The sequence below is a fragment of the Dyadobacter sp. LHD-138 genome (assembly GCF_030929615.1).
GTDB lineage: Bacteria > Bacteroidota > Bacteroidia > Cytophagales > Spirosomataceae > Dyadobacter.
In genome coordinates, this window is the sequence record NZ_JAVFVU010000035.1 from 37,732 (window position 1) to 64,625 (window position 26,894).

Consider the following 26,894-nt stretch of genomic DNA (forward strand, 5'->3'; position numbering starts at 1 on the left):
AAAAGAGTTTTTTCGTTACCTTTAAAGCGCGTCCGGCCATTCATCGATGATTTGACCGGGGAACCGCCTCAGGGCCCTTTAAATTACCCAACTTACGAATGAAACCGACAATTATCTACGTTGCTGATGATGATGAAGATGACCGCTTATTTATTTCAGATGCTATCCGAAAACTCGATCTGACAATAAAAATTGTTGAGGCAGCCGACGGAGACGACCTTTTAAATCTTATTGAATTAGAAAATACCGAAGAGGCTAATATCCTCATTTTGCTGGATATGAACATGCCCCGGGTCACCGGCATTGAAGCGCTGCAAACGATCCGCGCCAATGATAAATTAAAACATATTCCAGCCGTGATGATTTCCACCTCCTCAGACAGGAATTTGATCGACGAAGCTTATCAGACCGGCGTCAATGCATTTATCAAGAAACCCAACAACTTCGGTGGTTTTGTAAAAATTGCCCAGGCACTGCAAACCTGTTTTTTTGATTCTGTACGGAGTTAGCAAAGACTTTTCTGATATGAAAGCATTCTTGTTCACCATGCTAGTGCTATTTGTCCGGGATGCAAATTCATGTATGTGCCTGGACCAAAAATTTACGGATAAGTATGCAGGAGCAGATTTTATCGCCTCCGTAAAAATCGTCAGAAATTATAAAAATGAGGGTGATCAGATTTTCTATAAATCGGATATTGTCAAACCATGTGGGCAGGTTTATCCTGCTAGCGTTTCTAACCTTAAAAAACATAATACACTGTAAATCAAACCCTGTTTAAAATACCGGTTTATAAGCCAACGCTTAAAGGCTGGATTCAAACGGTTTATTAAACTTTTATAAGTAAATTGACGCCTCTTAATATAACAATTGTATGAACAGATTATTCCAAACCAACCTACGTCATTTTTCCCGGTGCCTGCTGCCGGCTTTCACCCTGCTTTTGGCTATTTTAGCAATGCCATCCATCGCAAAACCACTGGCCTCTCCGCTTGAAGGCAGATGGGATATCACGGTTGATGTTGCGGGAAAACCATCACCATCCTGGCTGGAAGTAAGACATTCCGGAAATCATACGCTGATTGGCCAGTTTGTTTCATTTTCCGGCAGTGCCCGTCCGATTTCCGAAGTTCATTTCAAAGACGGGAAATTCCATTTTGCCATACCACCACAATGGGAAAGCGGTGATAAGGATTTCACGCTGGAAGGAACGATTCAGGGCGAAAAATTAACCGGTTCGCTGACCACACCCGGTGGCAAAACGTATAACTGGACAGGTGTCCGTGCCCCCTCATTACGCAGAGCAACAGCTCCTGTCTGGGGAAAACCGATTCGCCTGACGGATGGAAACACCATCAAAGGATGGCACGCAGAAGGCACCAACCAGTGGGTTGCTGAAAACGGCGTTTTGAAAAGTGCAAAATCAGGCGCTAACCTGGTAACTGACCAGAAATTCAACGACTTCAAATTGCATGCTGAATTTAAAATCCCAAAGGGAAGTAACAGCGGCGTTTATCTTCGCGGCCGCTATGAAATTCAGGTTACCGACGGCAAAGGGCTAGAGCCGGCACTGGATCAACTTGGTGCCGTTTATGGTTTTATCACGCCAAGTGATATGGTAGCAAAAGATCCGGGCGAATGGCAGTCATTTGATCTCACCCTGATCGGCAGAATGCTGACCTTGACAGTCAATGGAAAAACCGTTATTACCAATCAGGAAATTCCGGGCATTACCGGAGGCGCGCTTGACAGTAACGAAGGTGAGCCAGGCCCGCTGTACATTCAGGGCGATCACGGTCCGGTAGAGTACCGCAACATCATCATCACCCCTGCAAAGTAATCAGCGTAAAAATTGATAGAAAAAACCGTTATCATGATCCATTTCAGATAACGGTTTTTTCATAACCTGTTACCTTTCCCCAACAGCATCTTATATATTTTCGAATTTCAAACCACCAACACATGATACAGCATTCCGTTATTTTCAAGCTAAAATACCCGAAAAACTCTGTTGAAGAAACCGCATTTCTTGATGCAGCAAAAGCTTTGGTTTTAATACCCGGCGTGCTTAATTTTCAGTGTTTAAAGCAAACCAGTCCGAAGAACAAGTTTGACTACGGCCTGACGATGGAATTTGAAAACCAGCAGACTTATGACGCTTATTCCGACCATCCCGACCATACCCGCTTTGTACAGGAGTGCTGGATGCGTGACGTGGAGGATTTTCTCGAAATCGACTACGCACCCTTATAAGGTTCTAAGAACCTGATCTGGCATGTCTCAAAATACAGGTAAATTCATCATCATAGCCGGGTTCATACTCGTTGTACTCGGCACCCTTGTTTATCTCCTGGGCGACAAACTCCACTGGCTGGGGAGGCTCCCGGGAGATATTCGGGTAGAAAAAGAAAATTTTAAATTCTTTTTCCCGATCACCACGATGATACTTTTAAGCGGCCTTTTGAATCTGATTATTTTTCTGGTCAGGAAAATAATTGAATAATCAAATGATAAACTGCACTTTTCCAGCACAATCCTGCATGAAATATTACTAAAAAGAGAAAAATTTCATACATTTCGTAGAACTTCTTCTTAATAAACATGCTACATATGAAACCCTCCACCCGCCTTTCAGTAATTCTTGCCTTATTTTGTCTCCTTATTAAAACTACATCCGTTACCGCTCAGGTTGGCATTGGAACGACTACGCCGGACGGCAACGCCATGCTTGAAGTTGTCAGCCCAAACAAAGGAATTCTCATTCCCAGAATTTTAAAAGCCGATCGCGAGGCAATCGCCACACCAGCTACCGGCTTAATGGTTTATCAGACTGACGGCAAAAGTGGGTTTTATTTTTATCATGAAACCGAAGGTTGGAAACTGGTTAGCTCAGAACTTGTTCCAGCACCTGCAAGTGATCCCGGTTTTTCGGCAACGCTGAATGCTCTCACCACCAATGCCTCCACGCAACTCACAGGATGGAGTGTCACCGCCCCTTCTTATACTGCTACCGGTTTTAATCCCACAACAGGTAACTACACCGTTCCGGAAACCGGCACTTATGCCATTGAAACGACCATTAACTATAACCTGACCACTACTACGACAGTTAATCTAGGTGTTGGTATAAATCCATATTTTGAGGTTAGAAAAACAGTACCGGCCACTTCCAGTATCATAAGTGGATATTTACCCATGTTGAACGTAAATATTATCTTAGTACTGACGTTAAAGGCTATTCTTGACAGGGGTGTTGTGACTTTGTCCAGAAATGTTAATTTAACAGCAGGCGATGTGCTTGGTCTGTTTTATCAGAACAATGGTTTTACGCCATTTATCAATATAGGAGGCGGACTTACTCCCGGGGTTTCCTGGGCGATCCGGAAGTTGTAGTTCAATTTAAATTATTGACTGTTGCCTTGCGAAATGCCGCCGGGGTGGTGCCCGTCTTGTTTTTGAACAAACGGTTGAAATACTGCGGATATTCAAAACCGAGCCTGTAGGCTGTTTCGTTTATTGAAAGGTTGGTTGTCAGAAGAATCTCTTTGGCCTTTTCTATCAGCAGGTTATGAATGTGTTGCTGCGCGCTCATACCCGTTAGTGATCGTAACATATCACTGATATAATGCGCTGACACATTAAGCTGTTCAGCGATCTCGTTGACACTCGGAATTTGCTGCACATGATCCTGTTGAAAAATCTTCCGGGTCAATTGCTCAAAACGGACCAGCGGCTCCTCTTCCGAATTGCTTCTTGTAATAAACTGTCGGTTATAAAAGCGGTTGGAATAGTTAAGCAAAACCTCAATATGCGACACGATCACATCCTGACTGAAACCATCAATCGACTGCTGATACTCATTGCGGATATCCAGCATAATCCTGTCGACCATCGCCTCTTCCTTTTCAGAAAGATGCAGGGCTTCGTTCAAATTGTAAGAGAAAAATCCATAAGTGTCGATACGGCTCGCAAGCGGATATTTTCGTATGAAATCGGGATGAATCAGCAGCATCCAGCCGGTAATTTTCGAATAATCTGCATTACGATCCAGGGTAAAAACCTGTCTGGGCATTGAAAAACCCATGACACCGTTGCTGAAATCATAGTATTTACGGCCATAGCCAATGGCGTCTATATTTTTTTTGAGAAATATGCTGTAAAAATTGTAGATCAGTTTGTCGTCTGGTAGCTGCGGTAAATCCGGGTTACAGGTAAGCCCGATCACACTGATCAACGGGTGTTCAGGGCCCGGCAAACCCACAATGCTGTGGTACTCGGCAATGGAGTTGATGATATGTGGCACAGCGGACGTTTTTTTCATCTGATCTTTATTTTCTAAAACAGGAAAGCGCATCCTAAAATTACACGCATTCCTGTTTTGTTTGGGAAATAATTACAAATTCAGTCCGGCCATGGACGTCTGGTCGTAGCGGTCACCTGAAATGATTCCCACCGGTACGATCGATTCCAGATGTGTAAGCTGTTCCGGGGTAAAGGTAATGTCCGAAGCGGCCACATTATCTTCCAGATTTTTGATCCGTTTTGTCCCCGGAATCGGAACTGTTCCCTTTGATAAGGCCCATGCAATAGCCACCTGTGCAGGTGTGATGCCTTTTTCTTCCGCCAATTTCTGTATTGCTTTCACCAGTTCAAGATTTTTATAAAAATTCTCTCCCTGAAAACGCGGAATACTCCGTCGAAAATCATTTACCTCAAAATCCTCCGGACTTTTCAGATCTCCTGTAAGAAAACCGCGGCCCAAAGGAGAATATGAGACAAACCCGATCCCCAGTTCCACAAGTGCATCAAAAACACCATTTTCTTCCGCACTGCGTTCAAATAAAGAATACTCGATTTGCACCGCTGTGATCGGATGAATCGAATGCGCTTTTCGTAATGTCTGCGCTGAAACTTCTGACAATCCGATGTATTTCACCTTTCCGGACTGAACCAGCTCCGCCATCGCTCCAACGGTATCTTCTATGGGTGTTTCAGGATCAACACGGTGCAGATAATACAGGTCGATATAATCCGTACCCAGATTTTTCAAAGAACGTTCCACCGCCTTTCTCAGGTAGTCCGGGCGCCCGTTAATTTTCCAGGTAAGCTGCTCGTTATCGTCAACTTCATATCCGAATTTTGTAGCAATCAGGTATTTATCCCGATTTCCGGATATTGCCTTGCTGATCAGCCGCTCATTTAAAAGCGGTCCATAAAGATCAGCCGTGTCGAGGAAATTTACACCTAGCGCCAAAGCCCTGTGAATCGTCGCTATCGACTCTTTTTCATCTGCCCTTCCGTAAATATCATTGCCGGCTATGGTCGTCATACCCATACAGCCAAGTCCCAGCACCGGCACTTCTAATCCCTGACTCCCCAGTTTTATTTTCTTAATACTGCTCATAAACCAATTTTGTATAATGAAGTAATGATTAACACTGCAAAGGTGGCAGATTCAGATTTTGCGGGATTATACAAAACGGTCCATTTTGTATACAAATTGGAGCCTGATGGCCATTGAAGGGAAGCTTCTAATTTACAAACGCTATTTATAAAAAAGTCGGTCGCGGGATTAATCCCGCGACCGACTTTACTTTTATTGTTAAACCTGTTTTTCAAAACAGATACGATAACCTTACTTTCCCGACGTTTCGATCCATTTTCTTGCGTTCACGAAAGCTTCAATCCATGGAGAAACTTCGTCGTTTCTGCCTGCCGGATAATTAGCCCAGTGCCATTGGAATAGCGAACGTTCGATATGCGGCATCATCACCAGGTGTCTTCCTGAATTATCACACATCATCGCCGTATTGTAATCCGATCCGTTCGGGTTCGCCGGATACGTTTCATAAGCGTATTTGGCTACGATCTTATATTTGTCTTCTGTATAAGGAAGCGCAAATTTACCTTCGCCATGTGAGATCCAGACACCCAGCGTACTGCCGGAAAGTGTCGACAACATCACCGAATTGTTTTCCTGAATGGTCAGTGAAGTAAAACCACTTTCGTGCTTATGACTCTCGTTATGAAGCATTTTAGGTTTCTCTTCGTGATCCGCATTGATCAGACCCAGCTCAACAAACAGCTGACATCCGTTACAAATACCTACTGAAAGTGTATCATCACGTTTGAAGAAGTTTTCCAGTGAAAGTTTTGCTCTTTCATTGTATAAAAATGCTCCGGCCCAGCCTTTTGCAGAACCCAATACATCTGAATTAGAAAATCCGCCAACGGCACCGATAAACTGAATATCTTCCAGCGTTTCACGGCCCGAGATCAAGTCAGTCATGTGTACATCTTTCACATCAAAACCCGCCAGATACATCGCGTTGGCAAGTTCTCTTTCCGAATTACTTCCCTTCTCACGAAGAACAGCCGCTTTCGGTCTTGGTTTTGAAGGATCAATTACTGGCGCTTTCCCGTCAAACTGAATTGGGAAAGTGTAGTTCAGCACATGGTTTTTATAGTTGTCGTAACGCTCTCTGGCTTTCACTTCACCGCTCTGTTTCTGATCCAGCAGGAAAGAAGTTTTGAACCAAACATCACGCAAATGATCGACGTCAAAATTCCAGCTTCCGCTTGCATCTTTAACGGTCAAAGCCGCTTTTGAAGCAACAGAACCTATTTTGTGATAAGTTACACCATTGGCATCCAAAATCACCTCAGCAGATTTATCCGCCTGGAAAACGATACTGATATTTTCAGCGAATAGCTTTTCAATCATATTCTGATCTCCCAAAGAAGAAAGATCAATAGAAGCGCCCAGATCGCGGTCTGCAAAACAAAGTTCCAGAAGGGTCGTGATCAAACCACCGCTGCCCACATCGTGACCTGCCTGGATTTTCCCGGCTTTGATCAACTGTTGAATCGTATTGAATGCATTTTTAAATGCGTCAGCGTTCAAAACGTCCGGTGTCTCGTTTCCTATTTTGTTAAGAATCTGTGCAAAAGACGAACCGCCGAGTTTATAGGCGTCACCAGAAAGATTGATGTAATAAATATCACCACCATCTTTTTGAAGAACCGGCTCTACCACCGCCCTGATATCGTCAGAATGGCCAGCTGCCGAAATGATCACAGTACCCGGCGCAATCACTTCTGCATCCTTGTACTTCTGTTTCATCGACAATGAATCTTTTCCTGTCGGGATATTGATTCCCAGACTGATTGCAAATTCGGAACATGCCTGCACTGCTTTATACAAACGCGCATCCTCACCCGCATTCTTGCAAGCCCACATCCAATTGGCCGAAAGCGATACACTTTCCAAACCGTCTTTAAGCGGAGCCCACACAATATTTGACAACGACTCGGCAATTGCATTACGGCTACCCGCAGCAGGATCGATCAACGCCGAAAGCGGTGCATGTCCGATGGATGTCGCAATTCCGTCTTTACCCTGATAATCCAGCGCCATCACACCGCAGTTGTTCAAAGGCAATTGAAGCGGGCCTGCACATTGCTGTTTTGCCACACGCCCACCCACACAGCGGTCAACTTTATTGGTAAGCCAGTCTTTACTTGCAACCGCTTCAAGCTGAAGTACCTGTTCAAGGTAAGCAGCAAGGTTGGCAGCATCATAAGTCACGGGCTGATAAGTCCTTTCAATAGTTTTGTCGTTCATAACCACCTTTGGAGAACTTCCAAACATGTCATCCATTTCAAGATCCATTGGCTTGGCTCCTGTTGTGGCCGACTCGAATGTGAAACGGTGGTCAGAGGTTACCTCTCCTACCGTGTACATCGGCGCTCTTTCACGGTCCGCAATTCTTTGCAGGGTTGCTGCATTTTCCTTGCTGATCACGAGTCCCATACGTTCCTGAGACTCGTTACCGATAATTTCCTTCGCAGAAAGCGTTGGATCTCCAACCGGTAATTTGTCAAGATCAATCTTTCCGCCTGTTTCTTCTACCAGTTCAGAAAGACAGTTCAAGTGTCCGCCCGCACCATGATCATGAATGGAAACGATCGTATTCTTATCGCTTTCCACCATACCACGAACCGCGTTGGCAACTCTTTTCTGCATTTCAGGATTTGAACGCTGAATCGCATTCAAAGTAATACCTAAACCAAATGCGCCGGTATCCGCAGACGAAACCGCAGCGCCGCCCATCCCGATTCTATAATTTTCTCCGCCTAAAACAACAATTTTGTCGTCAACGGATGGTTTTTCTTTTTTCGCCTGATCCGCTTTACCATAACCAACACCACCGGCCTGCATGATCACTTTGTCAAACCCAAGCTTTCTCGCATCTTCTTCATGCTCAAAAGTCAGCAATGACCCGGTAATTAATGGCTGGCCAAACTTATTTCCGAAATCGGAAGCTCCGTTTGAAGCCTTGATGAGGATATCCATTGGTGTCTGATACAACCATTTTCTCTCCTCCACGCCCTTTTCCCATGGGCGATTTTCTTCCAGACGGGAAAAAGAAGTCATATAAACGGCTGTTCCGGCCAAAGGCAATGAACCTTGCCCACCGGCAAGTCTGTCCCTGATCTCTCCGCCAGACCCCGTGGCCGCTCCGTTGAATGGCTCAACGGTCGTCGGGAAATTATGTGTTTCGGCTTTCAAAGAAATAACCGAATCAAAATCCTTTATTTCATAATAATCCGGAACATCCGCACGTTTCGGCGCAAACTGCTGAACACGAGGGCCCTTTACAAAAGCCACGTTATCCTTGTAAGCCGAAACAATTCCGTTCGGATTTGCTTCAGAAGTTTTACGGATCAGCTTAAACAATGAAGTCGGTTGTTCCACACCGTCGATGACGAACGTACCATTAAATATTTTGTGACGGCAATGCTCCGAGTTAACCTGCGAGAACCCAAAAACCTCTGAATCAGTCAGTTTACGACCAATTTTTTCAGAAAGTTTATTCAAATAATCGACTTCCTCATCGCTGAGTGAAAGTCCCTCCTGCTTGTTGTACGCTGCCACATCGTTAATTTCGATAATTGGCTCCGGCTGAAGACTGATCAGATATATTTCCTGGTTAAGCTCATCGTATTTCTGAGATAACATCGGGTCAAAACCGGTAAAATCCGCTTCAACTTTTCTAAATTCCTCAATCCTGATGATTCCATGAATATCCATATTCTGGGTAATCTCAACGGCATTTGTGCTCCATGGGGTAATCATGGCGGCACGCGGACCAACGAAGAAGTTTTTTAGGACGGTTTCCTTTTGAAGTTTTGCACCGCCAAATAGCCAGCTTAGTTTAGCAATGTCAGGCTCGGTGAGAGTTCGCTCTATCTGTAAAGCAAAAACAGTGTCGTGGTCGTTGGAAAAGAAATAAATCATGGTATGTTATTATGGCGCAAAGTTACTTTGAAATTTTCGCGATGTCCATACGTAGCGTAAAATAGTTCTGATAAATTAAAAAACCTGAATCAGCCTGAATGGTTCCCGTGCCCGGGCATAGTTATTGAAAAGTAACGAAATTGACCTGTGCTCCACCCTTTTCAATAGTTTCCTTTGTCAAAAAAGCAAGCTGTAAGGCCTGAGCGGCCATTTCTCTTGCCAAAGAAAATTTCTTCAATAATTCTTGAACGATTATTCAACTATTCGTATTCTTTTGGTGTTGATCTAAGTTATAACATGTAGCTAATCGTGCAAAACCATCAGTTACTTAACAGAATTACTTTAAAAATGAAGAATATCCTGGCAGATATTCAGTCAAAAATATTCGATATGATGCAGACAAAAGAGTCAAAACCTGTTGCTTATTCGGTCCTCGACCTCGCTACCGTGATTGAGGGAAAAACACCGGCTGACACCTTTAAAACCAGTCTGGAGTTGGCGCGTGCAGCCGAAAAACTTGGCTACACCCGCTACTGGCTCGCCGAACATCACAACATGATCAGTGTTGCCAGCTCCGCGACTTCGGTACTGATCGGCTACATTGCCGGTGGCACTTCGTCGATCCGTGTTGGTTCCGGCGGCATTATGCTTCCCAACCATGCCCCGCTTATCGTTGCGGAGCAGTTCGGAACGCTGGCTTCGTTGTACCCGGGGAGAATTGATCTCGGACTGGGCCGTGCGCCGGGTACCGACCAAGTTACCGCGCGTGCTATTCGCGGAGAAAATTTCAATGCCGTGCACAATTTCCCGAATGATATCCAGGCTCTGCAGACTTTCTTTTCAAAAGATAACCATACCAGTAAAGTACGGGCTAATCCGGGAGAAGGACTGGATATTCCCATCTGGGTACTTGGTTCGAGTACGGACAGCGCGCGTGTGGCGGCAGCGATGGGCCTGCCTTATGCCTTTGCCAGCCACTTCGCACCGGCTTATTTCCTGGAAGCCATTGCACTGTACCGAAAAAATTTCCGCCCGTCAGTTTATCTGGACAAGCCTTACGTGATGGCTTGTGTGAACGTAGTCGCTGCCGATACGGATGTGGAAGCTGACTGGTTGTCGACCTCGATATTGCAGTTTTTTCTGGGTGTTGTAAGCGGCAAGCGCAAACTTTTACAACCGCCAGTAGAAGATATGAATGATATCTGGGGAATTCAGGAGGAACATGCCGTGAGCCAGATGCTGGCTTATTCGTTTATCGGCGGACCTGAAAAACTAAAACAGCGGATCAAAAAATTCTTTGAACAGACACAGGTTGATGAGATCATGGCAACCTCGCATATCTTTGATCATCAAGCCAGAATAAAATCTTACCAGCTTTTCTCGCAGGTTGTCAACGAGATTAATACGTTAGCGGTTTAAAATAAAAAATGTTCCTATCGGAGCAAAACACCGAGCATCCTAAGATCCTTGTCCCATCGGGACATTTCGTTGGTAGAAGCTGGGATAGATCGATGTGGTTTTCGTTCCAATAGGAACGTTTCGTGGTATTGATATGACCAATTAAATTAATTAGGAATGAAAAGAACCTTAAACGATGGGTGGAATTAATGATAATAAAATGTTTGAAAATCTTGGAGAAGCGTACTGCTGATTCCTAAATACTAGCAAAAAAAGTCAAATCAATGTTATTCTGTCGTTAATTTCTATATTTGAAGCGGGCCGTTATCAAAGACTTGACAAAAATGAATTATACTGACGCTAGTCTAGCACTGGACATTGAAAATATAAAACAAATTCCAATTGTTCCGACCATGCTGGAAGTGATTTGCAGGTCGACCGGAATGGGGTTTGCCGCGATTGCCAGGGTAACGCAGGATCGGTGGATCGCCTGTGACGTAAGGGATGAAATTGGCTTTGGCCTCGTTTCGGGAGGTGAGTTAAAAATTGAAACAACGATTTGCAACGAAATTCGTGACATGCGGGAAGCCGTCGTTATTGATCATGTAGACAAAAGCGAGGTTTACCACAACCACCATACACCAAAACTTTACGGACTTCAAAGTTATATCTCGTTCCCGATCATTAAAAAAAACGGAGATTTTTTCGGAACCCTTTGCGCCATTGACCCTAACCCGGCAGAGCTGAACAATCCAAAGATCATGGGCATGTTCAGCCTGTTTGCGGAACTGATTTCGTTTCATTTGCAGAGTGCCGATTTGCTGGAAAGAAGCAATGTTGCCGTCAAAGAGCTCAAGCGACAGCTGACCGACTCGCTGGACGAAAACCGTCAGTATCGGTATATTTCTCACCACAATTTACAGGAGCCTCTCCGTAAGATCAGGATGTTCAGCAATATGCTGGTGAATGCGACCGATACAAATGACAACCACCGGACAAAAGATTTTGCCCTGAAGATTAATTCTAACGCGCAAAGATTTTCGATGATGATCAAAGACTTATCCGATTTTTCAGATCTGGATCATCAGAAACAATCCTTCGAAAAAGTCGATCTGAATAAAGTTATAACCGACGTCCGGGTGCAGTTGAGCGATAATATGGAAGAAAAAAATGCGACATTCGACTCGGATACGCTGCCCTCCATTCAGGGAATTCCATCGCAGATTGAGCAGCTGTTTTATCATTTGATCCATAACGCAATTAAGTTTTCTAAAAAAGACAAGCCTTTACATTTACGGGTCACGACAAAGCGAATTCCGGCAAAAAAAACAGATCACGCTCTTACAGAACAGGCTGATCTGACTTATGCTGAAATCCGTTTGGAAGACAATGGCATCGGTATTGAAAAATCCCAGCTTGAAAAAATATTTGACATCTTCTCTCAGCTGCCACACGCCCAGATCCCCGAGGGAAAAGGAGTTGGACTGGCTTATTGCCGCAAAATTGTCCGAATTCATGGCGGGGCAATTACCGCAGAGTCTGAATCAGATACAGGAACCATTTTCTCTATTGTGTTACCTGTAATCACTGAATAAATAAAAGGTGATGTTGTAAAATATTTATCGCTTTAAAGTAAAAAAAGTCAGGAAGATCGCTCATCCTGACTTTTTTACTTTAAAGCGATAATCAGCTATCAAAACCAATTTATCGGTTTACGACCACCTTATGCGTATCAACTGCGCCCGTTTTCTGAATAACGGAGACGATGTACATACCTACCGGAAGATCTTTCACAGAAATCGTTTTTGAAACATTTTTGCCCGATCTGTACACCAGATTCCCGGCAAGGTTATGGATTTCAACGGCTGATACCTTGTTCCAATCCGCGCTGTTCAAAAACAGCTGATCTGTAACCGGATTCGGGTAAAGCACCGATTTCACAAGGTTATCAAAACTTACACTGACGATCCTGCTGTATGCGTAGGTCTGATCTTTATCAATCATTTTCAGACGATAAAGATTCTCGCCAGGTGTCGGCTCGTTATGGGTAAATGAATACTTCACCATCACCGTGCTTTCGCCTTTGGATTCTCTGGTCCCAACCACATTCCAGTTTTTGCCATCCTGGCTGTGTTCAACATCAAACTTTTCACTGTTGGTTTCCAAGGTCGTTTTCCACTGCAATAAAACAGATTTCTCAGATTTTGAAGCGGTAAAATCTACCAGCGTAACAGGTAATGCCGGCGTAATAGATACAGTTGCAGATTGTGCGGGTGAAGGTGTAAATGTACAACCCTGATTATCCGTCACAATTTTCAGGCTGTAAACAAAGGTACCTTCTGTCGTAGTGGGCTGATTCACAACAGCCGTACTTTGACCACCCGTCGTTGACACACTGAGGTCAGGTCCATTGTTAATTTTATAACTGAACGCGTAAGGCAGAGTACCTCCCACAGCACCAAAGGTTACCGGAACAGCAGGTTTGCCTTTTTCAGTACTAGTCGTACCTGTCAATGAAGAAGAGGTGATCTGATTTACCGTCAGCACAGCAGCATTAGACGTGCTTGCATTGGTGCAGGCATTGGTAATGATACATCTGTATTCAGACAGATTATCTCCAACAGGAATATTTGACAACGACAATGTAGCAGAGGTAGCCGTTGCATTCTGACCGATCGTGATGTTTGCAAAAGCTCCGCCAAACGGCTTTTTCTGCCATTGGTAGGTTACGTTGAGCGCTGCTGTGGTTACGGCGAACGTCGTATTTCCTCCCACACATATACTCTTGGCAACCGGGTTCTGGTCAATAACCGGTGCCGGTGTCGGCGTTACCGTTACGGTAAATGAACAAAGGGCGTTGCTTCCGATACCATTGGCTGCTGTCACCGCAACGGTTGTTACACCCGCCGGGAAAACATAAGGAAAGGTAATCACATTACCCGCCACGCGGTAGGTAATGGTTGGCACAGGACAGCCTTGTGCCGTGGCGACAGGCGACAAAGTCGCTGTACACGTTCCTGCATCCGGGCTCACGGATACGTTAGCCGGACAGGTCACAACGGGCGCAGAAACAACCGGCGTATCTGTTGGATTTGCAAGACCTGCTTTACCCGGATCATCCGTAAGAACAGAAGTAAAACCTGTTCCACTGACCGTTCCCTGCGTAGAAACAAGACAAGTACTTACAGGAATATTGGCATTGATCAATACCTTAAACTTAATGGTAACGCTTTTCGCGGCCGGAAGCGCAAAGCCAGCTCCGCCAACACCGTCTACCGTCACCGTTTCACCGGCAAGCGGAGCTTCTGTTCTGGCAGCTTCATAAGAAACCGCTTCATTGGGAACTTCGTTCGTGCTAATTACGGCTGGTGCAGCAACGGGAGCGACTGTCTCAACAGATTTTTGAGACAACGCCGCAGCAGAATCAACAGCAGACTTTCTCGCATTTTCAGCCAGTTCTTCCGGAGCTGCAACGCGCAGATCGGCCACATTAGGCGTTGCACAGGTTTGGTTAAAAGTGAAAGTACCCGCGCCGCTCTGAAGAACATTCGAAGAAGTAGCACCGCCCGGCAAGTTTCCATTGAGATTCCAAATCTCCGGAACATTGGCAGCTTCACCCTGTAAAAGTACCTCAGTGCCGGCAGCAATCCCTGACTTTGCTCTCAAATATATCCCATTAGTTACCGTGGTAACAGTATTATCGGCAATATTCGCGCAAATTTTAGCTTTGTTATTGACGTAGCTAGTAACCGCATTTACATCAATATTATAAAATGCATTGAGATGGACAACGTTAATAGTATTATTCGATATCGTCACATCGCTTCTGGTGGTATTAACTGATTTAACAGAAACACCAACCCCAAAGTCTGACTCGATATTTTTAACGAGGTTGTTATGTATTTTGATAACCCCTTTTGCAGTAGGTCCCTCGGCGTCAAAGAAAATCCCTGAGCCACCGCCGCCGTTTTTCTCAATGGTATTGCCTTCAACCGTTCCTTCCAGGTACGCATTGGCATTGGCAAACATATTAATGGCGGTGCCATTTTTCCCGTAAGCCGTATTACCGATTACGTTAAACTTGACGGATGCAGACCCCGAACCGGAGATCTCAATTCCCTTACCGGCATTCCCTTGATTATTCATCACGCTGGCACGAATATCGGCAAACATTTGCGCGTTTTCGTTTCCATAAACCTCCACACCGTCGGTCTGGCAGGCAAGAAACTGACTATTTCCCAAAACTTTAAGACTCATAATAGCCGTACCATATCCTTCAAACAAAAGCCCTGAATTATTGGGCGAGTTCTGAAAAGTTGAGCCGGTTACGGTTAGCAATGCCAGATTTTTGCTCGTATTTCTGAAATAGGCAACCCGACCTGCCGGATTTGAGAAAGTACAGCTCGTGATCGTGTTTGTACCCTGGGTATTGACAGCATAAATACAACCTTCTTCGGCTTGCCCTGGCGTTCCGGCCTTGGCAACAGAGCTATTGGAGAGCGCCAGCGTCGTAACGTCAGTCAGGTTTATCCCTTGCTGAACAGTTGTACCTGTAATAATGATCCTGTCCATGGTTAACCCAACTACATTATTTGCGTACACGGGGGCATTACTGTTCGTGTTATTTCCGTTGCTTGGTACTCCCCCGTCAGCCCCCTCAGCCGTATTGGCATTGGTAAGGTTTATATTTTTGATTGTAATACCATTGGCATTGATAAATTCAAGTCCACGGGCAGAAATATTCTGGATTGTGCCGCCCGAACCCAAGTCTGTATTGTTTCCCAAAATCTGGAAAGTGCCACTTGTATTGGAAACCGATACCCCTTTGGTAGCACCATTCGACGAAACGGCTGTAAAAGGCAGCGTAATCGCTAACCGGTCATTAGCTGCTTTCCCGGAAATATTAATCGCACTGGCCGCTCCTGCGGAAACAGAGCCAGAGGTGGCGGTCAACGTACCGTTCGTAGCTGTTACATCAATCCCGGAAGTAGCCCCTGTTACCACCGCGGATAAAACCGTAAGGGTAGCATCCAATGTACCAGCTACCAGATTGAGCGCCCGTCCATTACCACTTAACGACATTTCCTTGAGCCTAAGCGTTCCGTAATTGGAGCCGGTTATTTTATTTGCCGTCGTATTACCAATATTAAGTCCACGTATCGTATTGCCTGAACCAACGGTTACCGCACTGCCAGAACTTGTCAATGCCGGAGCCGTTCCTCCGGTACCTGGCAATTGACCACCAATTGGAATCGTTATCCCTGTGACCGTGCTGAGCGACTCTGCTGATGCCTGCCCGATAAGTTTCTGGCTCGCAAGTAGCGTAAGCGAACCATCGTAAGTGCCTGAATAAATGAAGATCGTATGCCCTGTTTTGGCATTAAATCCGGTATTGTTGTTGATTGCCTGAAAAGTTGCCAGCGAAGGAAACGGTTTGGCAAAGGTGCCATTCGCACCGACAGCTGTTGCTCCTTCTTTAATAAACCAGATCATGCCGCTGGAAGTGATGGTCACTGTAGCGGCTGCAGTCAGTCCTGAACCATTCTGCAAGGTATAGGTAAAAGTATCAGCACCTGTAAAACCTGCCTTTGGCTCGTAGACAAATGCACCGGTTGCGAGATTCATGGTAACCGAACCGCCTTCTGTTGTTGGGATCGTAGTTGAACCGGAGATACTCAAAACAGCCCCATTTGGGCTTATATCATTGGCCAATACGCCATTCGCAGCGAGCACATTCAAACCGGCATTTCCGATCGTCGTATACGTTTCATTTACCGCAATCGGACTGACTTTTAAAGAGTTGGGCACCAGCGTGGTATTCGGGTCGATCTGCTCCGTAAACTTCACGCCCGCAGCATCCGTGCCACTGTTGTTGATTGTAACCGTGTATTCCAGTTCATCACCGGCAGAAGCACCCGGCAATCCGGTATCGTTGGTCAATGCATAAACGTTGGTAGCCGAAATGGTCGGCGCAACCAACGCGTGGCTTTTCAGCCTGCTTTTTGTTAAGGGAGAATAGGCTAGCTGTTTAATGGCAGCTTCCGCTGGCTTTTCTGCTTTTTCGGATACCAATACATCGTAAAGAAAACCATCTTTAGTGTTATTGAGGAATGGCACACCCGATGCAAGCAAGGCAAGTCCTGCGAGAAATAGGTAAAAGTTTTTCATGTTCAGTTATTGAGTATAAGAAAGTTTTCCCGCCGGTATCCCCTGACATCATCAGGAGAAAACGGCTTCATATTTCATTCCATTTTGACCGGGACCGATCGGCACTAAAAAAACTTCAAGCTTTTTGTTTTCCGGATGCTCGATCACATAAATTCCCTGAGGGTGGTGCGCATTGTCGCCAATTGTTTGAAGCACAACCGAAAACGCTCCTCTTTCCAGTGGAGAGTAATTGTCCAGGTCTGTGACTTTAACAACGCTGGCCGCAACAGCACCCGTCTCTGAAAAATGGATATCCATCGTTTGATCCAGGTATTCACTAAAATCGGCAGCAGTTATTTTACTTAGATCGTATGTTTCCATTCCATTAAATGATAGACTCCGTTGGTTTCACTTATTTTTTTAAACCCTAACCTGTTGTAAAGGTTTTTAGCGGGATTGAAGGATTCGACATGAATACGCAAAGGTTTTTGCATCTCCGCCGCTGTTGTCATAAGGTCGGACAGAATTCCCCCGCCTATCTTGCGATTTCTGAATTCAGGCAAAATCGTAATATCAATAATCCGGACTTCTTTGGACTGATAATCTGTATGCAGATATAAACGTCCTATTTGTTTTGTATCCAGTTCGATCACCCAGAAGTATGCTCCCGGATAATTCCTCTGATAATGTTCGTGCTGCGCGCGAAACTGGCCGGAAATAAATTCCATTTTCATGATTTCAGGCCAGTTGGGAACCCTCTCCATTTCATCCTTTCGCGTGCTGGCATACATTTCCAGCAGTAAAGGCATGTCTTTTTCCTCAATTGGCCTGAGAAAAAGAGAAGGGTTTGTAAGCTTAAGCGTCATTGGTTATACTTAAATAAGTAAAATGGTCTCAATACTTTATCTGATTAACCTCTTGGTGGAAAAACACCTTGCAAGGCGATACAAAAATAGGTCGTCAGATAAGGTTGTAAATTATTATGCGGCTGATCACCGCCCACAGGAGCGAGTGAAGTACCATTCATGGTGACATTCGGATTGCCGGCAACATATATATTCCCACCTAGTGACCTGGCAATCGTGTTCCCGGTCGGCGTTTTTACCTCTCCCGGCTCTGGCGAATCACCCACAGCATGCGCATGAGAGGGTATTTCAGACTCCAGTAACGTTACGGTTTCAGAGCCACCTGTCTCTCCAAGGTCATGTAGGGACAATCCGGGACCCTGGCCAGGGTGCATCGGTGATCTTCCCTGTAAGTCAGGTAAGGCAAAATTCGATTTCCCGTTCCCGCCATAAGTAGTACCCAGCAAAGAAAACAACGCTGTATTTTGTGAGAGCGGCAATAGCTGACCGTCACACCAGGCCCATCCTCTGGGCGCAAAATTGAAGGGAAATATTCTTATCTCAGCGACAAAAGGATCCATAATATTGATTAAAGTTAAAGTATAATAAGTCCACCAACGGTACGAAAAGCTTAGGTTGGCGACGGGAAAATACCAAAAAGAGAAATGATAAAATTCACACAAAGGTATGGCTGAAAGTTTGTATGCGGCTGGCTACCTCCCGTCGGCGCAATACTTGCCACATTCATCGGCGCTCCCGCTGGCGGTTCGCTAATATACATCGAAACGGATGAGGCCGTCCCCAGCACTGCATTGGCGGGCTGAGCCGTATTCGCGATGTTCGTCGAGGCCATCAGCGGGTGATTGTGGCCCGGAATCTGTTGAACGGTAAGCGTGATTTCCTCTGCGCCTCCGGTCTCTGCCAGAATAAAACCATTTCCCTGATGGATAGGAATTCTGCCACGCAGGTCAGGCATTGCAAAAGTACTTTCGCCGTCTCCACCATAAGTAGTACCTATTAATTGAAAAAGCGTTTCGTTTTCCGATATCGGAAGTAATTGTCCTTCGCAGAAATTCCAGCCGGCGGGAGCGAAATTTCCCGCAAACATTCTGATTTCTCCTACATAGGGCTGTGCCATTTATTTCTTATCGTTAATTTTGAAAATTAGGATCGGGTTTGGTTTTAATTCGGACTAGGGAAAATTCCCTGCAGCGCAATACAAAAGGAAATGGTCAGAAACGGCTGCATGTTGAGATGCGCCTGGCTTCCTCCAACGTTGGAAACACCAACGGTGGGCGTAAGGCCACTGGCCGTGTTCTGGTAAAGATTGTTTGGCTTGGCATTAGAAAAGAGATTCCCCGCCGGTACATTGACGTTGGCATCCGACGATCCGGTATCCACCGCATTTAAAACGTGGGTGTGCGTCGGGAGCTCTGATATACTCAGCGTATGCGCTTGCTCCCCTCCTCTTTCACCTAACGTATGGCCGGACCCCACATGAATCGGTGCCCGGCCACGGTAATCCGGTAACGCAAAATTTACACGGCCATCTCCACCAAAAGTGGTTCCCAGCAGCGAAAACAACCCCTGGTTTTGGTTTATGGGCAACAGTTGCCCATTAGACAATGCCCAGCCCCTGGGCGCAAAGACAAAGCTCATTAATCTAATCTCGGATAGGAACGGTTCTGCCATAGTATAAGATGGTTAATTCAAAGGGTTATTGAAAAGTACAGGTATCAAAAGCTTTTGAGACAATTTCCGGTTTTAAAAGTTCTATAAACGTGCATCTAAAAACAGATGTTTTTTATTTTAATGCTATAAAATTCATCAAAGATTCAGGTCAACATCCTGCCGGTATGCTCAAAGGTGAGGCTAAAACTGAGACTTAAAGGTACGGTCTGACCAAGATTGATCTTATCAAGTGTCATCATTTAAAGTAAGCATGTTTAAGATTCGGGTCGTGCTATAATTAGTACAAATATTAGTAAAATATCACTATAAATCATCAAGAAATCTCCAATTTAATAGCCGAATTTATTCGAGTAAATTTCTACATTTTTTAGCGCTACCTATTCAACAATAATATCTTCTGTCAAACACCGGCAACTAAAACACATAATCATTTTACAATAAATATGTTATGCAAAACAACCTGGTTAATTTCCGCCGATACACCAAAAAAACGGTAAGCCATTCCATCGCAAAAGCAATGGAATGGACTTTTTAAATGCCGTATAACCTGGCACAATGAACGCTGAGTGTTATTGGGCCAGGATTCCGGTCAGCCTGATGTTATGCACTTAAGAGGAGGAAAAAAGTCTTTAATATCTAATCCGTATGTGGTGTGCACAGTGCAGCAAACGATTTTAACATCTTTGAATTCTGAGTCTTTTACTATCTCAAATGATAGTATTTTGTTCAACTTATTCGTCGTAAAATTTCTGCGTTTTGGCGACGCCACGAAAATATGCTGCGTCCAGTTCCAGATTTTCCCAGCAGATGAGCGCCGTTTCAATATCGGGCTTTTGAAGCCATAATAAAGACCTGTCCGGTGTTAGCTCCCCTAATTGCTGCGAAAGGTTCCACCAGCCCCGGCTCATCTCTCCTACCGCCAGGTTCATTTCGGGGATTATATTTCCAAAAGACTCCCAGGACAATCCCAACTTGTCTTTATATCTCGCAATCTGCCTGTCAATCTCCTCATTTACAGCAAGAAAATCACTAACCTGAGCTTCAATCCCCAGTATGGACTTACTAACACGGTCCGTACTCTCGTCCAGTGCTTTCAGCAACCCCCAGGCCCGCTGTGCTATGTCATCCGGAAACTTGTCAGAGGAGATATCCATCGTTTGCATTGTGTCTAAAAGTCCACCGAACCCTTCGGCCGCATCTCGGGCGTACAGAGTAATACCTTCGGATTGCAAAAGAAGGCTATCATGCGTGTGATTTTTCCAAATTTCACAAACATTGATCAGCAACGGAAACTCTGGAATATACTGCTCGATATAACCTGTCACTTCCGCAGCCGCAGCCGCCTCACCTACCCTTTTATTGATCACCGTCCAGGTCTTTTCCGGAACCCTAAACAGCTGCCCAAGCCTATCATTTGCTAAAACTGTCATAAACTCAATACCTCAGATCATGCGTGAAAACGGTTATTCCGATACGCTGAATCGAACCGTTCAAAAAATCCGGGCCAGATCCGAATATTCCTATTGTCGAAAATACAAAAGAGAGACCTCTCCCCGGGAAAGATTCGACAGCCCTTCCAAGACCGGGATCGTGAATTTCTTCTGTTACTTCCATTTTTAAAGAGCATGTAAGAATGACTTCCTCATATTTGCCTGCCTTTTGACACTTCAAAGATCCGCTAAAACGGTCCGCTACTTAAACCGTAAAACACGTGTTTTCAAAAACACGTGTTTTACGGGGTTATGTAACCAAAAAGTAAAATCAATATCCTTTTTTTGGTGATCTATATAATTTAACATACATTAGCCGACCGATCAGCCTGGACATTTTCGCATCGTTTCCTACGTCCGTGACAGCATTTTTCGCACACTTTCAGTTCATATCTTTTCCCTGTTTAATTTTCCACTTTAACAGTAGGAATACTGTAAACCCAAATTCATTATGACCAACATCAACTCGACGGCTCAGCTAATTTCTGAACAGGTTTTTGAGAACTGGGCATTTGCCTGGCAAAAACTGGAATTTGATCCAAACCCTTTCGATTTTTTCAAGAACGGAGAACAGATTCTCTCCGGCGTCGTTTTCAACAGCCGCAACATGAGCTCGCTTTTGTCGACGACGGGCGTGAGCACAATTAAAATCAGATTTGGACTTAATTTAGAAACCAAAGATTTTGAAATCATCCTGTTCGGCACAGATAGCACGGGCCAGATCATGACCCCATATTATGTTCCCAGCAAAAAAAATTACTACACACCAGACGCCGCGTTGGGCGAGCAAGGACGGGTACCCGCCGAGCTGATCAAGCAATGGAAAAAAAACTGGCTCGTAACGGCAGGAGCCGGGGAGGTTACCAGCAAGAACTTCGTTACGCCGTATGGCTTCACAAGAGGTTACAATTATTCGCTGAAAGAGTTTATTGAAACATTATTTACATTCCGGACAGCGCCGGATATCAACGTGGTTTTTGTACTTCACGAATATTATGGGGTAAACTATCTTACCACAAAAAAAGTCACCTCAACCTTCGGCGTGGTACTTCATGCGCAAAATGCAGATTCATCTGGCGCAACTTTGCAGGGTGATCCTGACGCATACTATGACCTGACCGCTCCTTGCCCGAGAACCTGTTAAAATAAATATCCTGTCCACGTTGCTGTCATAATTTTAGATGTCACCAATCCGGCTTCTGTATTGTGACGGCAACAGCTTTATCTACTCCACGATATTTTGGTTAAGTCATGCATTATTCGAGCGAACAGCTTATCATTTTTTTTGCCTTTTTACCCATACTCGTCGCGTCCGTAACCGGTGCGATTAAATTTAAAAAGCTTGACACCCCCCTGAAACTTTTGAGTTTCCTTATTTTTTTCGCCCTGATTATTGAATCAATTTCCCGCATTCTCTGGCTTTACAAGATTTCAAATTTGTTTTTATGGCCGGTTTACGTCAACGTTGAATTTGCCTTTCTCATCTGGATTTACAGCATGGAACTGCAAAACAAATTTCTTTCCAAATTAAAAATCTGGCTTATTATGCTTTTTACGGCTTATGTCAGCTACAAAACCCTTCAGGTTTCAAGCCGGATCAACCTGATCGACAACAGCGGTAGATTAGTCGAAAGCATTGTACTGATCTCCATTATCCTTTTTTATTATTACAAATTATATGTAAACCAGCCATTGTCCAATTTATGGTCGACTCCTATGTTTTGTGTATCGACTGGTCTGTTGATTTTTTTCGCGGGAAACTTTTTCATCTTCCTGTTTATTAATTTTATACTGCAATATTCTCAAAAACTGAATTACCAGATCTGGATTATCCATGCATCTTTAAACTGCGTATTATACCTGATCTACACTTTCGCCCTATGGAAAAGCCCGCAGAACTAGAATTCGCACACCTGCTGTTTGGAGGCCTGGCCTTTGTACTTTTTCTATCGCTGGCTATTGTGCTGTTCATTATGCTCTATCAGCGTAAACTGCACCGTCAACAGAAAGATATGCAGGACCAGGCGCTGGCGTATCAAAAAAATCTGACCAGCATTGTCGTACGCTCACAGGAAAATGAGAGAGAGAGAATTTCAAGAGATCTCCATGACGAAATTGGTGTTTCATTATCGGCAGCTAAGCTCTATATCAATCAGATTCAATATGAAAATTCTCCGACAGAAATGATGCGGCTGGCGGGCGATGCCAGTGGTATTATCGGTAATATTGTACAGGATATCCGGCAAATTGCGCAGAACCTTTCACCTTTGATTTTGGAAAATTTCGGCTTCCGGCAGGCGATACACATGCTCATGACCCGGATTCAGGCTGGCGGGATTCGTACCGAATGTTATATTGATTTTGATACAACATTAGAAAAAGAAACGGAGCTTGGCCTGTACCGGATCATTCAGGAAGCTTCGGGCAATGCACTTAAACATGCAAATCCAAGCCTGATTGAAGTCAGTCTGACCCAGGAAAACAAACTGTTATTGTTGTTGATTTCGGACAACGGAAGCGGTTTCGATTATCAGAAAACGGATCTTACCAAAACCACTTCAATGGGTCTGAGCGGGATCAAAATCCGTGCAGAGCTGATTAACGGGCAACTTTCAGTAAACTCATCGGCAATAACCGGGACGGAGATTTTAATTACTATCCCCGTTACTGCCTAAACGCAACGATTTCCACGACCATGAAAACGCTAAAACTAGCTGTCATTGACGATCACACCCTGTTCCGCCAAGGGCTGATCCAAATCTTAGAAAAGTTCAATCACTACGATGTTGTTTTCGAAGCATCATCGGCTGAAGAAATGTTTGAACAGTTGTGCTCAGTTACGCCGGACATTGTACTGTTAGACCTGAATATGAAAGGTATGAGCGGTCAGCAGGCCAGTATTATTATCCGCCACGACTATCCGGATATGAAAATTATTATTCTGTCAATGAATTATTCGCACGACTATATTCGTCAAATGATGAAGATCGGCGTGCACGGATATCTGCCCAAGGACATTGACCAGCGAAAACTCGTAGAAGCCATTGATCAGGTTCACGAAAAAGGACATTATATGGATGACGAGATTGCCGCGGTTTTACGCGAGGCACTCCAAATGAGCCAACGCAAGAATCTCAAAAAAAGCACCGTCATAGAATCTGAAAACATTGTTTTAACAGACCGTGAAATGGATGTTCTTCGGCTAATCTGCAAAGGACAAAATACCCAGCAAATCGCGGAAGCACTTTTTATAAGTTACCGCACCGTGGAAGGGCACCGCAAAAATCTGCTTTTAAAAACAGGCGTCACCAACTCGGTAAGCCTGGTGGTTTTCGCTGTGAAACACGGGCTGATCGAAATGTAAACGTACCCCTCCTCTTCAAAACGTCTGTTATCCCGGGCTTATTTTTCAAACACCAGCGCATCGGGATTTGCGCCAAGCTCCTGCAACGCATCCAAAACCGAGGACGTAAAAGCATCCGGGCCACAAACATAAAAGGGTTGATTAAAATCTTCAATATGCTTTTGCAGAAAATCTTTGGTAATCCTTCCGTGCGCATAGCCTGCCGCCTGTTCAGAGGAAATGATATTGAAAAAGTTATATCCAAGCATCTTTTCAAATTCTTCTTTCAGGATAATATCAGCCGTCGTTTTGTTAGAAAAGAACAGCCGGTTATTGCCGACTTTCCCTTCAGCATACAACGCCCTAAGAATGGCGATAAAAGGTGTTACCCCGGCTCCGCCTGCCAGAAAAACGCCTTCGCCCTTGTACGCAATAGCTCCCCAGGCGTCACTTATTTCGAAAATATCACCGGGTTTTACCAACGTCAGCTGATTGGTTACACCGTCATGGTCGGTATATGATTTGATCGTAAATTCCAGCACCGGATTTTCGGGTATTGACGTAAAAGTGAATGGCCGCTTTTCATCCTTCCAGCTTTCTTTCAGAATGGAAAGATCTGTCGCCTCGCCCGGGTTGAAACTAAACCCGTCCGGTTTTTCTACCGCAAAGGAATGCACGTTATGGGTTATCGTTTTAACCGCAATGACTTTTACCTGATAATCTGCCATGATATTTCATTTTTAAAACGCGGACTCTAACTTTTCGCTGACGAGCTGACTAAAAATAGCTTCTTTTACAGACAAAAAAAAGTCTGTTTCCTCTATTTTAGGCTCATCGCGAAAAAAGCTATCGCGATTAAATCCCGAACGCTATTATTTCGTTTTTAGGCAGGATTTAAATTGTTTTCGCATCTTGATCATTTATCTCAACAAATGTAAAATTCCTTACTTTCGCAACTTTCTATCAGATACATCACACACATTAATACCTTTAAGAACAATTGTGTCACCAATTTTTATCTTCGCTGGATAAATCGATAAGCTCTTGCTATCAGCTGGTGATGTTTCCTTCTGTTTGCAGCTATATATACAAATTAGTAAGATAATCGCAATATGTATTTTGTTTCTTGTCATGGCAACGTTGATGAAATTTATCTTTATTCACAAGTTTCCCTGGAGTTACCAAGACCATACGTGCCCCGATTTGAAATCGGGGTGAACATGAGAAAGATCAGCTGACTCACAACCATTTTAAAACAGACAGATAAAATCTGTTTTAAAAACGACAAGACTGCAATGATATCACATAAATAACTAACATTAAGCACATTATAGCCATAAGTGAAAAACAAAAAAAATCCTAACTAACGTACCAAAAATACGTAGTAAGGATTATCTCTGTTACTTATCTAAAATTCAGCCGATTTCTTCCGACAAAATAGCCACGGCCCTTTTGCGGATATCCCGAGCCTTATCAACCGGCAAAAACGCACCGTTGGAACAGAATGAAAAATCGATCTTACCTTGAAAGGTGCTTACCACCAGGGTATTCGGGTTGCGCCATGGAAAACCTACGGCCGGGCTATGCAAAGCTTCGACGGAAAATGTCTGGTAAGTTGTGGGGATATCCAAAACGCCCATGTTGGATAAAGTAACATCGTGACTGCCTTTGGTCGATCGTAAATGCCCTATCATTTGTCGTGCCGTTGAATGAAAAAACTCACTCATGACAATGATTTCCGGCATATTGATCTTATTCGCCTTATCGACCAGATCATTTTTGATACTTCGGGAAATAGTCCAGAAATCGTTGTCCCTTTCTTTCTTTGGAATCGATAACTCCACAATCGGTGCAAAAGCGAACATCGTATCCTTTTTTATATCGGGAATATACCTGCGGATATCCACCGGACTTATCACTTTATTTTTTGCCCCGTTTCCCATTTCAAATGCAAAAGCCTGCAAAAATGCCGCACACAGCACGGCATGGACTGAGGTATTTTCAGCCTTGCATTTTTTCACCAAAGTAGAAGATAACCCGGAAGGGAAATTCCAGTTAAGAAAGTAAAAACTTTCAGCTTCTAATCTGGGCTTGCGGTTTGTTATAAAAAACAGTCCTTTGGCAAGCGTAGAAAAAAATGCCGCTTTAAACTTCAAACCGCCTTTTTGAGTGTATGAATCGGGCAGCAATTCCTGAATATCCGTAAAAGACTGATAGGCCGTTAACCTTGTTTCCGGCTCATCCAGGCTTTGCAGGAATTCCCGCATGAGCGTAACAATGGTTGTTCCGTCGCAAATACAATGCGCACAAACAAAAATGAGATCGGATGTATTTTCAGATCTCAGCCAGACAAGCCGGGCCAGCGGACCGCTGCCGGCATCGAAAGGTTTTATCCATTCAGCGACACTTACTTTTTCCCACTGATCCTCTGCATACCTTTCCAAAACACAGACCGGAATCGCAGGCATGTCGGGATTCATAACAAAGGATGGAAATCCCTTGTTATCATGCTTAATATTTGCTCTTAAAAGCGGATGTTTTGTCTGCAATTTCAGCAGTGCAGCACTTATTTGCTCTCCCGTAAGTGCACCTTTTATTGTTGCGGTGAAGGTACAGTTAACCGATACCTGGCCATCGGCATACATGATTCTCTCACCAACTATTAATCTCCTGTTCAT

At 44.3% G+C, this 26,894-nt stretch carries 25 protein-coding genes; 12 read left to right on the plus strand and 13 right to left on the minus strand.

Annotated features, from left to right (window positions below; all coding sequences use genetic code 11):
• Window positions 1-98 precede the first annotated feature (98 nt).
• The 6 genes from RB622_RS23135 (at window position 99) to RB622_RS23160 (ending at window position 3,393) form a co-directional block, all read left to right on the plus strand.
• Window positions 99-509, plus strand: a complete 411-nt coding sequence (locus RB622_RS23135; protein ID WP_308049080.1) for a response regulator — start codon at window positions 99-101, stop codon at window positions 507-509.
• A 16-nt stretch (window positions 510-525) separates the two neighbouring features.
• Window positions 526-765: a hypothetical protein gene (locus tag RB622_RS23140; protein ID WP_308049081.1), complete on the plus strand. Its 240-nt coding sequence runs from the start codon at window positions 526-528 to the stop codon at window positions 763-765.
• A gap of 109 nt (window positions 766-874) precedes the next feature.
• Window positions 875-1,840, plus strand: a complete 966-nt coding sequence (locus RB622_RS23145) for a DUF1080 domain-containing protein (protein WP_308049082.1) — start codon at window positions 875-877, stop codon at window positions 1,838-1,840.
• A gap of 122 nt (window positions 1,841-1,962) precedes the next feature.
• Window positions 1,963-2,253 carry a Dabb family protein gene (locus RB622_RS23150; protein WP_308049083.1) on the plus strand — a complete coding sequence of 97 codons (291 nt, stop codon included), beginning with the start codon at window positions 1,963-1,965 and terminating at the stop codon, window positions 2,251-2,253.
• A gap of 22 nt (window positions 2,254-2,275) precedes the next feature.
• Window positions 2,276-2,503, plus strand: a complete 228-nt coding sequence (locus RB622_RS23155; RefSeq protein WP_308049084.1) for a DUF2905 domain-containing protein — start codon at window positions 2,276-2,278, stop codon at window positions 2,501-2,503.
• Window positions 2,504-2,610: 107 nt separating this feature from the next.
• On the plus strand, window positions 2,611-3,393 hold the full coding sequence (locus RB622_RS23160; protein ID WP_308049085.1) for a hypothetical protein: 783 nt from the start codon (window positions 2,611-2,613) through the stop codon (window positions 3,391-3,393).
• 1 nt (window position 3,394) lies between these two features.
• On the opposite strand, the gene RB622_RS23165 is transcribed toward RB622_RS23160, so the two are convergent.
• From RB622_RS23165 to purL, 3 genes are all read right to left on the minus strand, one after another.
• A complete protein-coding gene (locus RB622_RS23165) occupies window positions 3,395-4,321 on the minus strand; it encodes a helix-turn-helix transcriptional regulator (protein ID WP_308049086.1) in 927 nt (308 codons plus the stop codon).
• Between the two features lie 72 nt (window positions 4,322-4,393).
• Entirely contained in the window at window positions 4,394-5,404 is a 1,011-nt protein-coding gene (locus tag RB622_RS23170; RefSeq protein ID WP_308049087.1) for an aldo/keto reductase, read from the minus strand.
• Between the two features lie 231 nt (window positions 5,405-5,635).
• Window positions 5,636-9,301 carry a phosphoribosylformylglycinamidine synthase gene (gene purL / locus RB622_RS23175; RefSeq protein WP_308049088.1) on the minus strand — a complete coding sequence of 1,222 codons (3,666 nt, stop codon included), beginning with the start codon at window positions 9,299-9,301 and terminating at the stop codon, window positions 5,636-5,638.
• Window positions 9,302-9,649: 348 nt separating this feature from the next.
• Here purL and RB622_RS23180 point away from each other — a divergent pair, with 348 nt between their 5' ends.
• On the plus strand, window positions 9,650-10,720 hold the full coding sequence (locus RB622_RS23180; protein ID WP_308049089.1) for an LLM class flavin-dependent oxidoreductase: 1,071 nt from the start codon (window positions 9,650-9,652) through the stop codon (window positions 10,718-10,720).
• Between the two features lie 323 nt (window positions 10,721-11,043).
• Window positions 11,044-12,294 (plus strand): ATP-binding protein, encoded by a 1,251-nt coding sequence (locus RB622_RS23185; protein ID WP_308049090.1) that lies wholly within the window; start codon window positions 11,044-11,046, stop codon window positions 12,292-12,294.
• Window positions 12,295-12,403: 109 nt separating this feature from the next.
• On the opposite strand, the gene RB622_RS23190 is transcribed toward RB622_RS23185, so the two are convergent.
• The 8 genes from RB622_RS23190 to RB622_RS23225 all read right to left on the minus strand — a co-directional run bounded on the left by RB622_RS23190 (window position 12,404) and on the right by RB622_RS23225 (window position 20,997).
• Window positions 12,404-16,867 carry an Ig-like domain-containing protein gene (locus RB622_RS23190; protein WP_308049091.1) on the minus strand — a complete coding sequence of 1,488 codons (4,464 nt, stop codon included), beginning with the start codon at window positions 16,865-16,867 and terminating at the stop codon, window positions 12,404-12,406.
• Between the two features lie 51 nt (window positions 16,868-16,918).
• Window positions 16,919-17,227 (minus strand): DUF6916 family protein, encoded by a 309-nt coding sequence (locus RB622_RS23195; protein WP_308049092.1) that lies wholly within the window; start codon window positions 17,225-17,227, stop codon window positions 16,919-16,921.
• Entirely contained in the window at window positions 17,209-17,712 is a 504-nt protein-coding gene (locus RB622_RS23200) for a GNAT family N-acetyltransferase (protein ID WP_308049093.1), read from the minus strand. Before RB622_RS23200 ends, RB622_RS23195 begins: the two co-directional genes overlap by 19 nt.
• 44 nt (window positions 17,713-17,756) lie before the next feature.
• Window positions 17,757-18,272, minus strand: coding sequence for a tail fiber protein (locus RB622_RS23205; RefSeq protein WP_308049094.1), 516 nt, complete (start codon window positions 18,270-18,272; stop codon window positions 17,757-17,759).
• A gap of 50 nt (window positions 18,273-18,322) precedes the next feature.
• Window positions 18,323-18,829 carry a tail fiber protein gene (locus RB622_RS23210; protein ID WP_308049095.1) on the minus strand — a complete coding sequence of 169 codons (507 nt, stop codon included), beginning with the start codon at window positions 18,827-18,829 and terminating at the stop codon, window positions 18,323-18,325.
• A gap of 44 nt (window positions 18,830-18,873) precedes the next feature.
• Window positions 18,874-19,383 (minus strand): tail fiber protein, encoded by a 510-nt coding sequence (locus RB622_RS23215; protein ID WP_308049096.1) that lies wholly within the window; start codon window positions 19,381-19,383, stop codon window positions 18,874-18,876.
• A gap of 731 nt (window positions 19,384-20,114) precedes the next feature.
• A complete protein-coding gene (locus RB622_RS23220; protein ID WP_308049097.1) occupies window positions 20,115-20,813 on the minus strand; it encodes a hypothetical protein in 699 nt (232 codons plus the stop codon).
• Window positions 20,814-20,817: 4 nt separating this feature from the next.
• Window positions 20,818-20,997, minus strand: a complete 180-nt coding sequence (locus RB622_RS23225) for a hypothetical protein (RefSeq protein ID WP_308049098.1) — start codon at window positions 20,995-20,997, stop codon at window positions 20,818-20,820.
• Window positions 20,998-21,324: 327 nt separating this feature from the next.
• Between RB622_RS23225 and RB622_RS23230 the strand changes: the two genes are divergently transcribed.
• The 4 genes from RB622_RS23230 to RB622_RS23245 all read left to right on the plus strand — a co-directional run bounded on the left by RB622_RS23230 (window position 21,325) and on the right by RB622_RS23245 (window position 24,237).
• Window positions 21,325-22,017 (plus strand): hypothetical protein, encoded by a 693-nt coding sequence (locus RB622_RS23230; RefSeq protein WP_308049099.1) that lies wholly within the window; start codon window positions 21,325-21,327, stop codon window positions 22,015-22,017.
• Between the two features lie 107 nt (window positions 22,018-22,124).
• The gene (locus RB622_RS23235; RefSeq protein WP_308049100.1) at window positions 22,125-22,775 is read left to right on the plus strand and encodes a hypothetical protein; all 651 of its coding nucleotides are present in this window, start codon (window positions 22,125-22,127) and stop codon (window positions 22,773-22,775) included.
• Window positions 22,754-23,548, plus strand: a complete 795-nt coding sequence (locus tag RB622_RS23240; RefSeq protein WP_308049101.1) for an ATP-binding protein — start codon at window positions 22,754-22,756, stop codon at window positions 23,546-23,548. The genes RB622_RS23235 and RB622_RS23240 overlap by 22 nt, the downstream gene beginning before the upstream one ends.
• 20 nt (window positions 23,549-23,568) lie before the next feature.
• Entirely contained in the window at window positions 23,569-24,237 is a 669-nt protein-coding gene (locus RB622_RS23245; protein WP_308049102.1) for a response regulator transcription factor, read from the plus strand.
• A 38-nt stretch (window positions 24,238-24,275) separates the two neighbouring features.
• Here the strand turns inward: RB622_RS23245 and RB622_RS23250 are convergent, their stop codons facing one another.
• A complete protein-coding gene (locus RB622_RS23250) occupies window positions 24,276-24,944 on the minus strand; it encodes a flavodoxin reductase (RefSeq protein WP_308049103.1) in 669 nt (222 codons plus the stop codon).
• A 687-nt stretch (window positions 24,945-25,631) separates the two neighbouring features.
• Window positions 25,632-26,894 (minus strand): condensation domain-containing protein, encoded by a 1,263-nt coding sequence (locus RB622_RS23255; RefSeq protein WP_308049104.1) that lies wholly within the window; start codon window positions 26,892-26,894, stop codon window positions 25,632-25,634.

Coding starts and splice junctions, on each gene's coding strand:
- RB622_RS23135 (WP_308049080.1), top strand. CDS start 99: ATGAAACCGACAATTATCTACGTTGCTGATGATGATGAAGATGACCGC.
- RB622_RS23140 (WP_308049081.1), top strand. CDS start 526: ATGAAAGCATTCTTGTTCACCATGCTAGTGCTATTTGTCCGGGATGCA.
- RB622_RS23145 (WP_308049082.1), top strand. CDS start 875: ATGAACAGATTATTCCAAACCAACCTACGTCATTTTTCCCGGTGCCTG.
- RB622_RS23150 (WP_308049083.1), top strand. CDS start 1,963: ATGATACAGCATTCCGTTATTTTCAAGCTAAAATACCCGAAAAACTCT.
- RB622_RS23155 (WP_308049084.1), top strand. CDS start 2,276: ATGTCTCAAAATACAGGTAAATTCATCATCATAGCCGGGTTCATACTC.
- RB622_RS23160 (WP_308049085.1), top strand. CDS start 2,611: ATGAAACCCTCCACCCGCCTTTCAGTAATTCTTGCCTTATTTTGTCTC.
- RB622_RS23165 (WP_308049086.1), bottom strand. CDS start 4,321: ATGAAAAAAACGTCCGCTGTGCCACATATCATCAACTCCATTGCCGAG.
- RB622_RS23170 (WP_308049087.1), bottom strand. CDS start 5,404: ATGAGCAGTATTAAGAAAATAAAACTGGGGAGTCAGGGATTAGAAGTG.
- purL (WP_308049088.1), bottom strand. CDS start 9,301: ATGATTTATTTCTTTTCCAACGACCACGACACTGTTTTTGCTTTACAG.
- RB622_RS23180 (WP_308049089.1), top strand. CDS start 9,650: ATGAAGAATATCCTGGCAGATATTCAGTCAAAAATATTCGATATGATG.
- RB622_RS23185 (WP_308049090.1), top strand. CDS start 11,044: ATGAATTATACTGACGCTAGTCTAGCACTGGACATTGAAAATATAAAA.
- RB622_RS23190 (WP_308049091.1), bottom strand. CDS start 16,867: ATGAAAAACTTTTACCTATTTCTCGCAGGACTTGCCTTGCTTGCATCG.
- RB622_RS23195 (WP_308049092.1), bottom strand. CDS start 17,227: ATGGAAACATACGATCTAAGTAAAATAACTGCTGCCGATTTTAGTGAA.
- RB622_RS23200 (WP_308049093.1), bottom strand. CDS start 17,712: ATGACGCTTAAGCTTACAAACCCTTCTCTTTTTCTCAGGCCAATTGAG.
- RB622_RS23205 (WP_308049094.1), bottom strand. CDS start 18,272: ATGGATCCTTTTGTCGCTGAGATAAGAATATTTCCCTTCAATTTTGCG.
- RB622_RS23210 (WP_308049095.1), bottom strand. CDS start 18,829: ATGGCACAGCCCTATGTAGGAGAAATCAGAATGTTTGCGGGAAATTTC.
- RB622_RS23215 (WP_308049096.1), bottom strand. CDS start 19,383: ATGGCAGAACCGTTCCTATCCGAGATTAGATTAATGAGCTTTGTCTTT.
- RB622_RS23220 (WP_308049097.1), bottom strand. CDS start 20,813: ATGACAGTTTTAGCAAATGATAGGCTTGGGCAGCTGTTTAGGGTTCCG.
- RB622_RS23225 (WP_308049098.1), bottom strand. CDS start 20,997: ATGGAAGTAACAGAAGAAATTCACGATCCCGGTCTTGGAAGGGCTGTC.
- RB622_RS23230 (WP_308049099.1), top strand. CDS start 21,325: ATGACCAACATCAACTCGACGGCTCAGCTAATTTCTGAACAGGTTTTT.
- RB622_RS23235 (WP_308049100.1), top strand. CDS start 22,125: ATGCATTATTCGAGCGAACAGCTTATCATTTTTTTTGCCTTTTTACCC.
- RB622_RS23240 (WP_308049101.1), top strand. CDS start 22,754: ATGGAAAAGCCCGCAGAACTAGAATTCGCACACCTGCTGTTTGGAGGC.
- RB622_RS23245 (WP_308049102.1), top strand. CDS start 23,569: ATGAAAACGCTAAAACTAGCTGTCATTGACGATCACACCCTGTTCCGC.
- RB622_RS23250 (WP_308049103.1), bottom strand. CDS start 24,944: ATGGCAGATTATCAGGTAAAAGTCATTGCGGTTAAAACGATAACCCAT.
- RB622_RS23255 (WP_308049104.1), bottom strand. CDS start 26,894: ATGAACAGGAGATTAATAGTTGGTGAGAGAATCATGTATGCCGATGGC.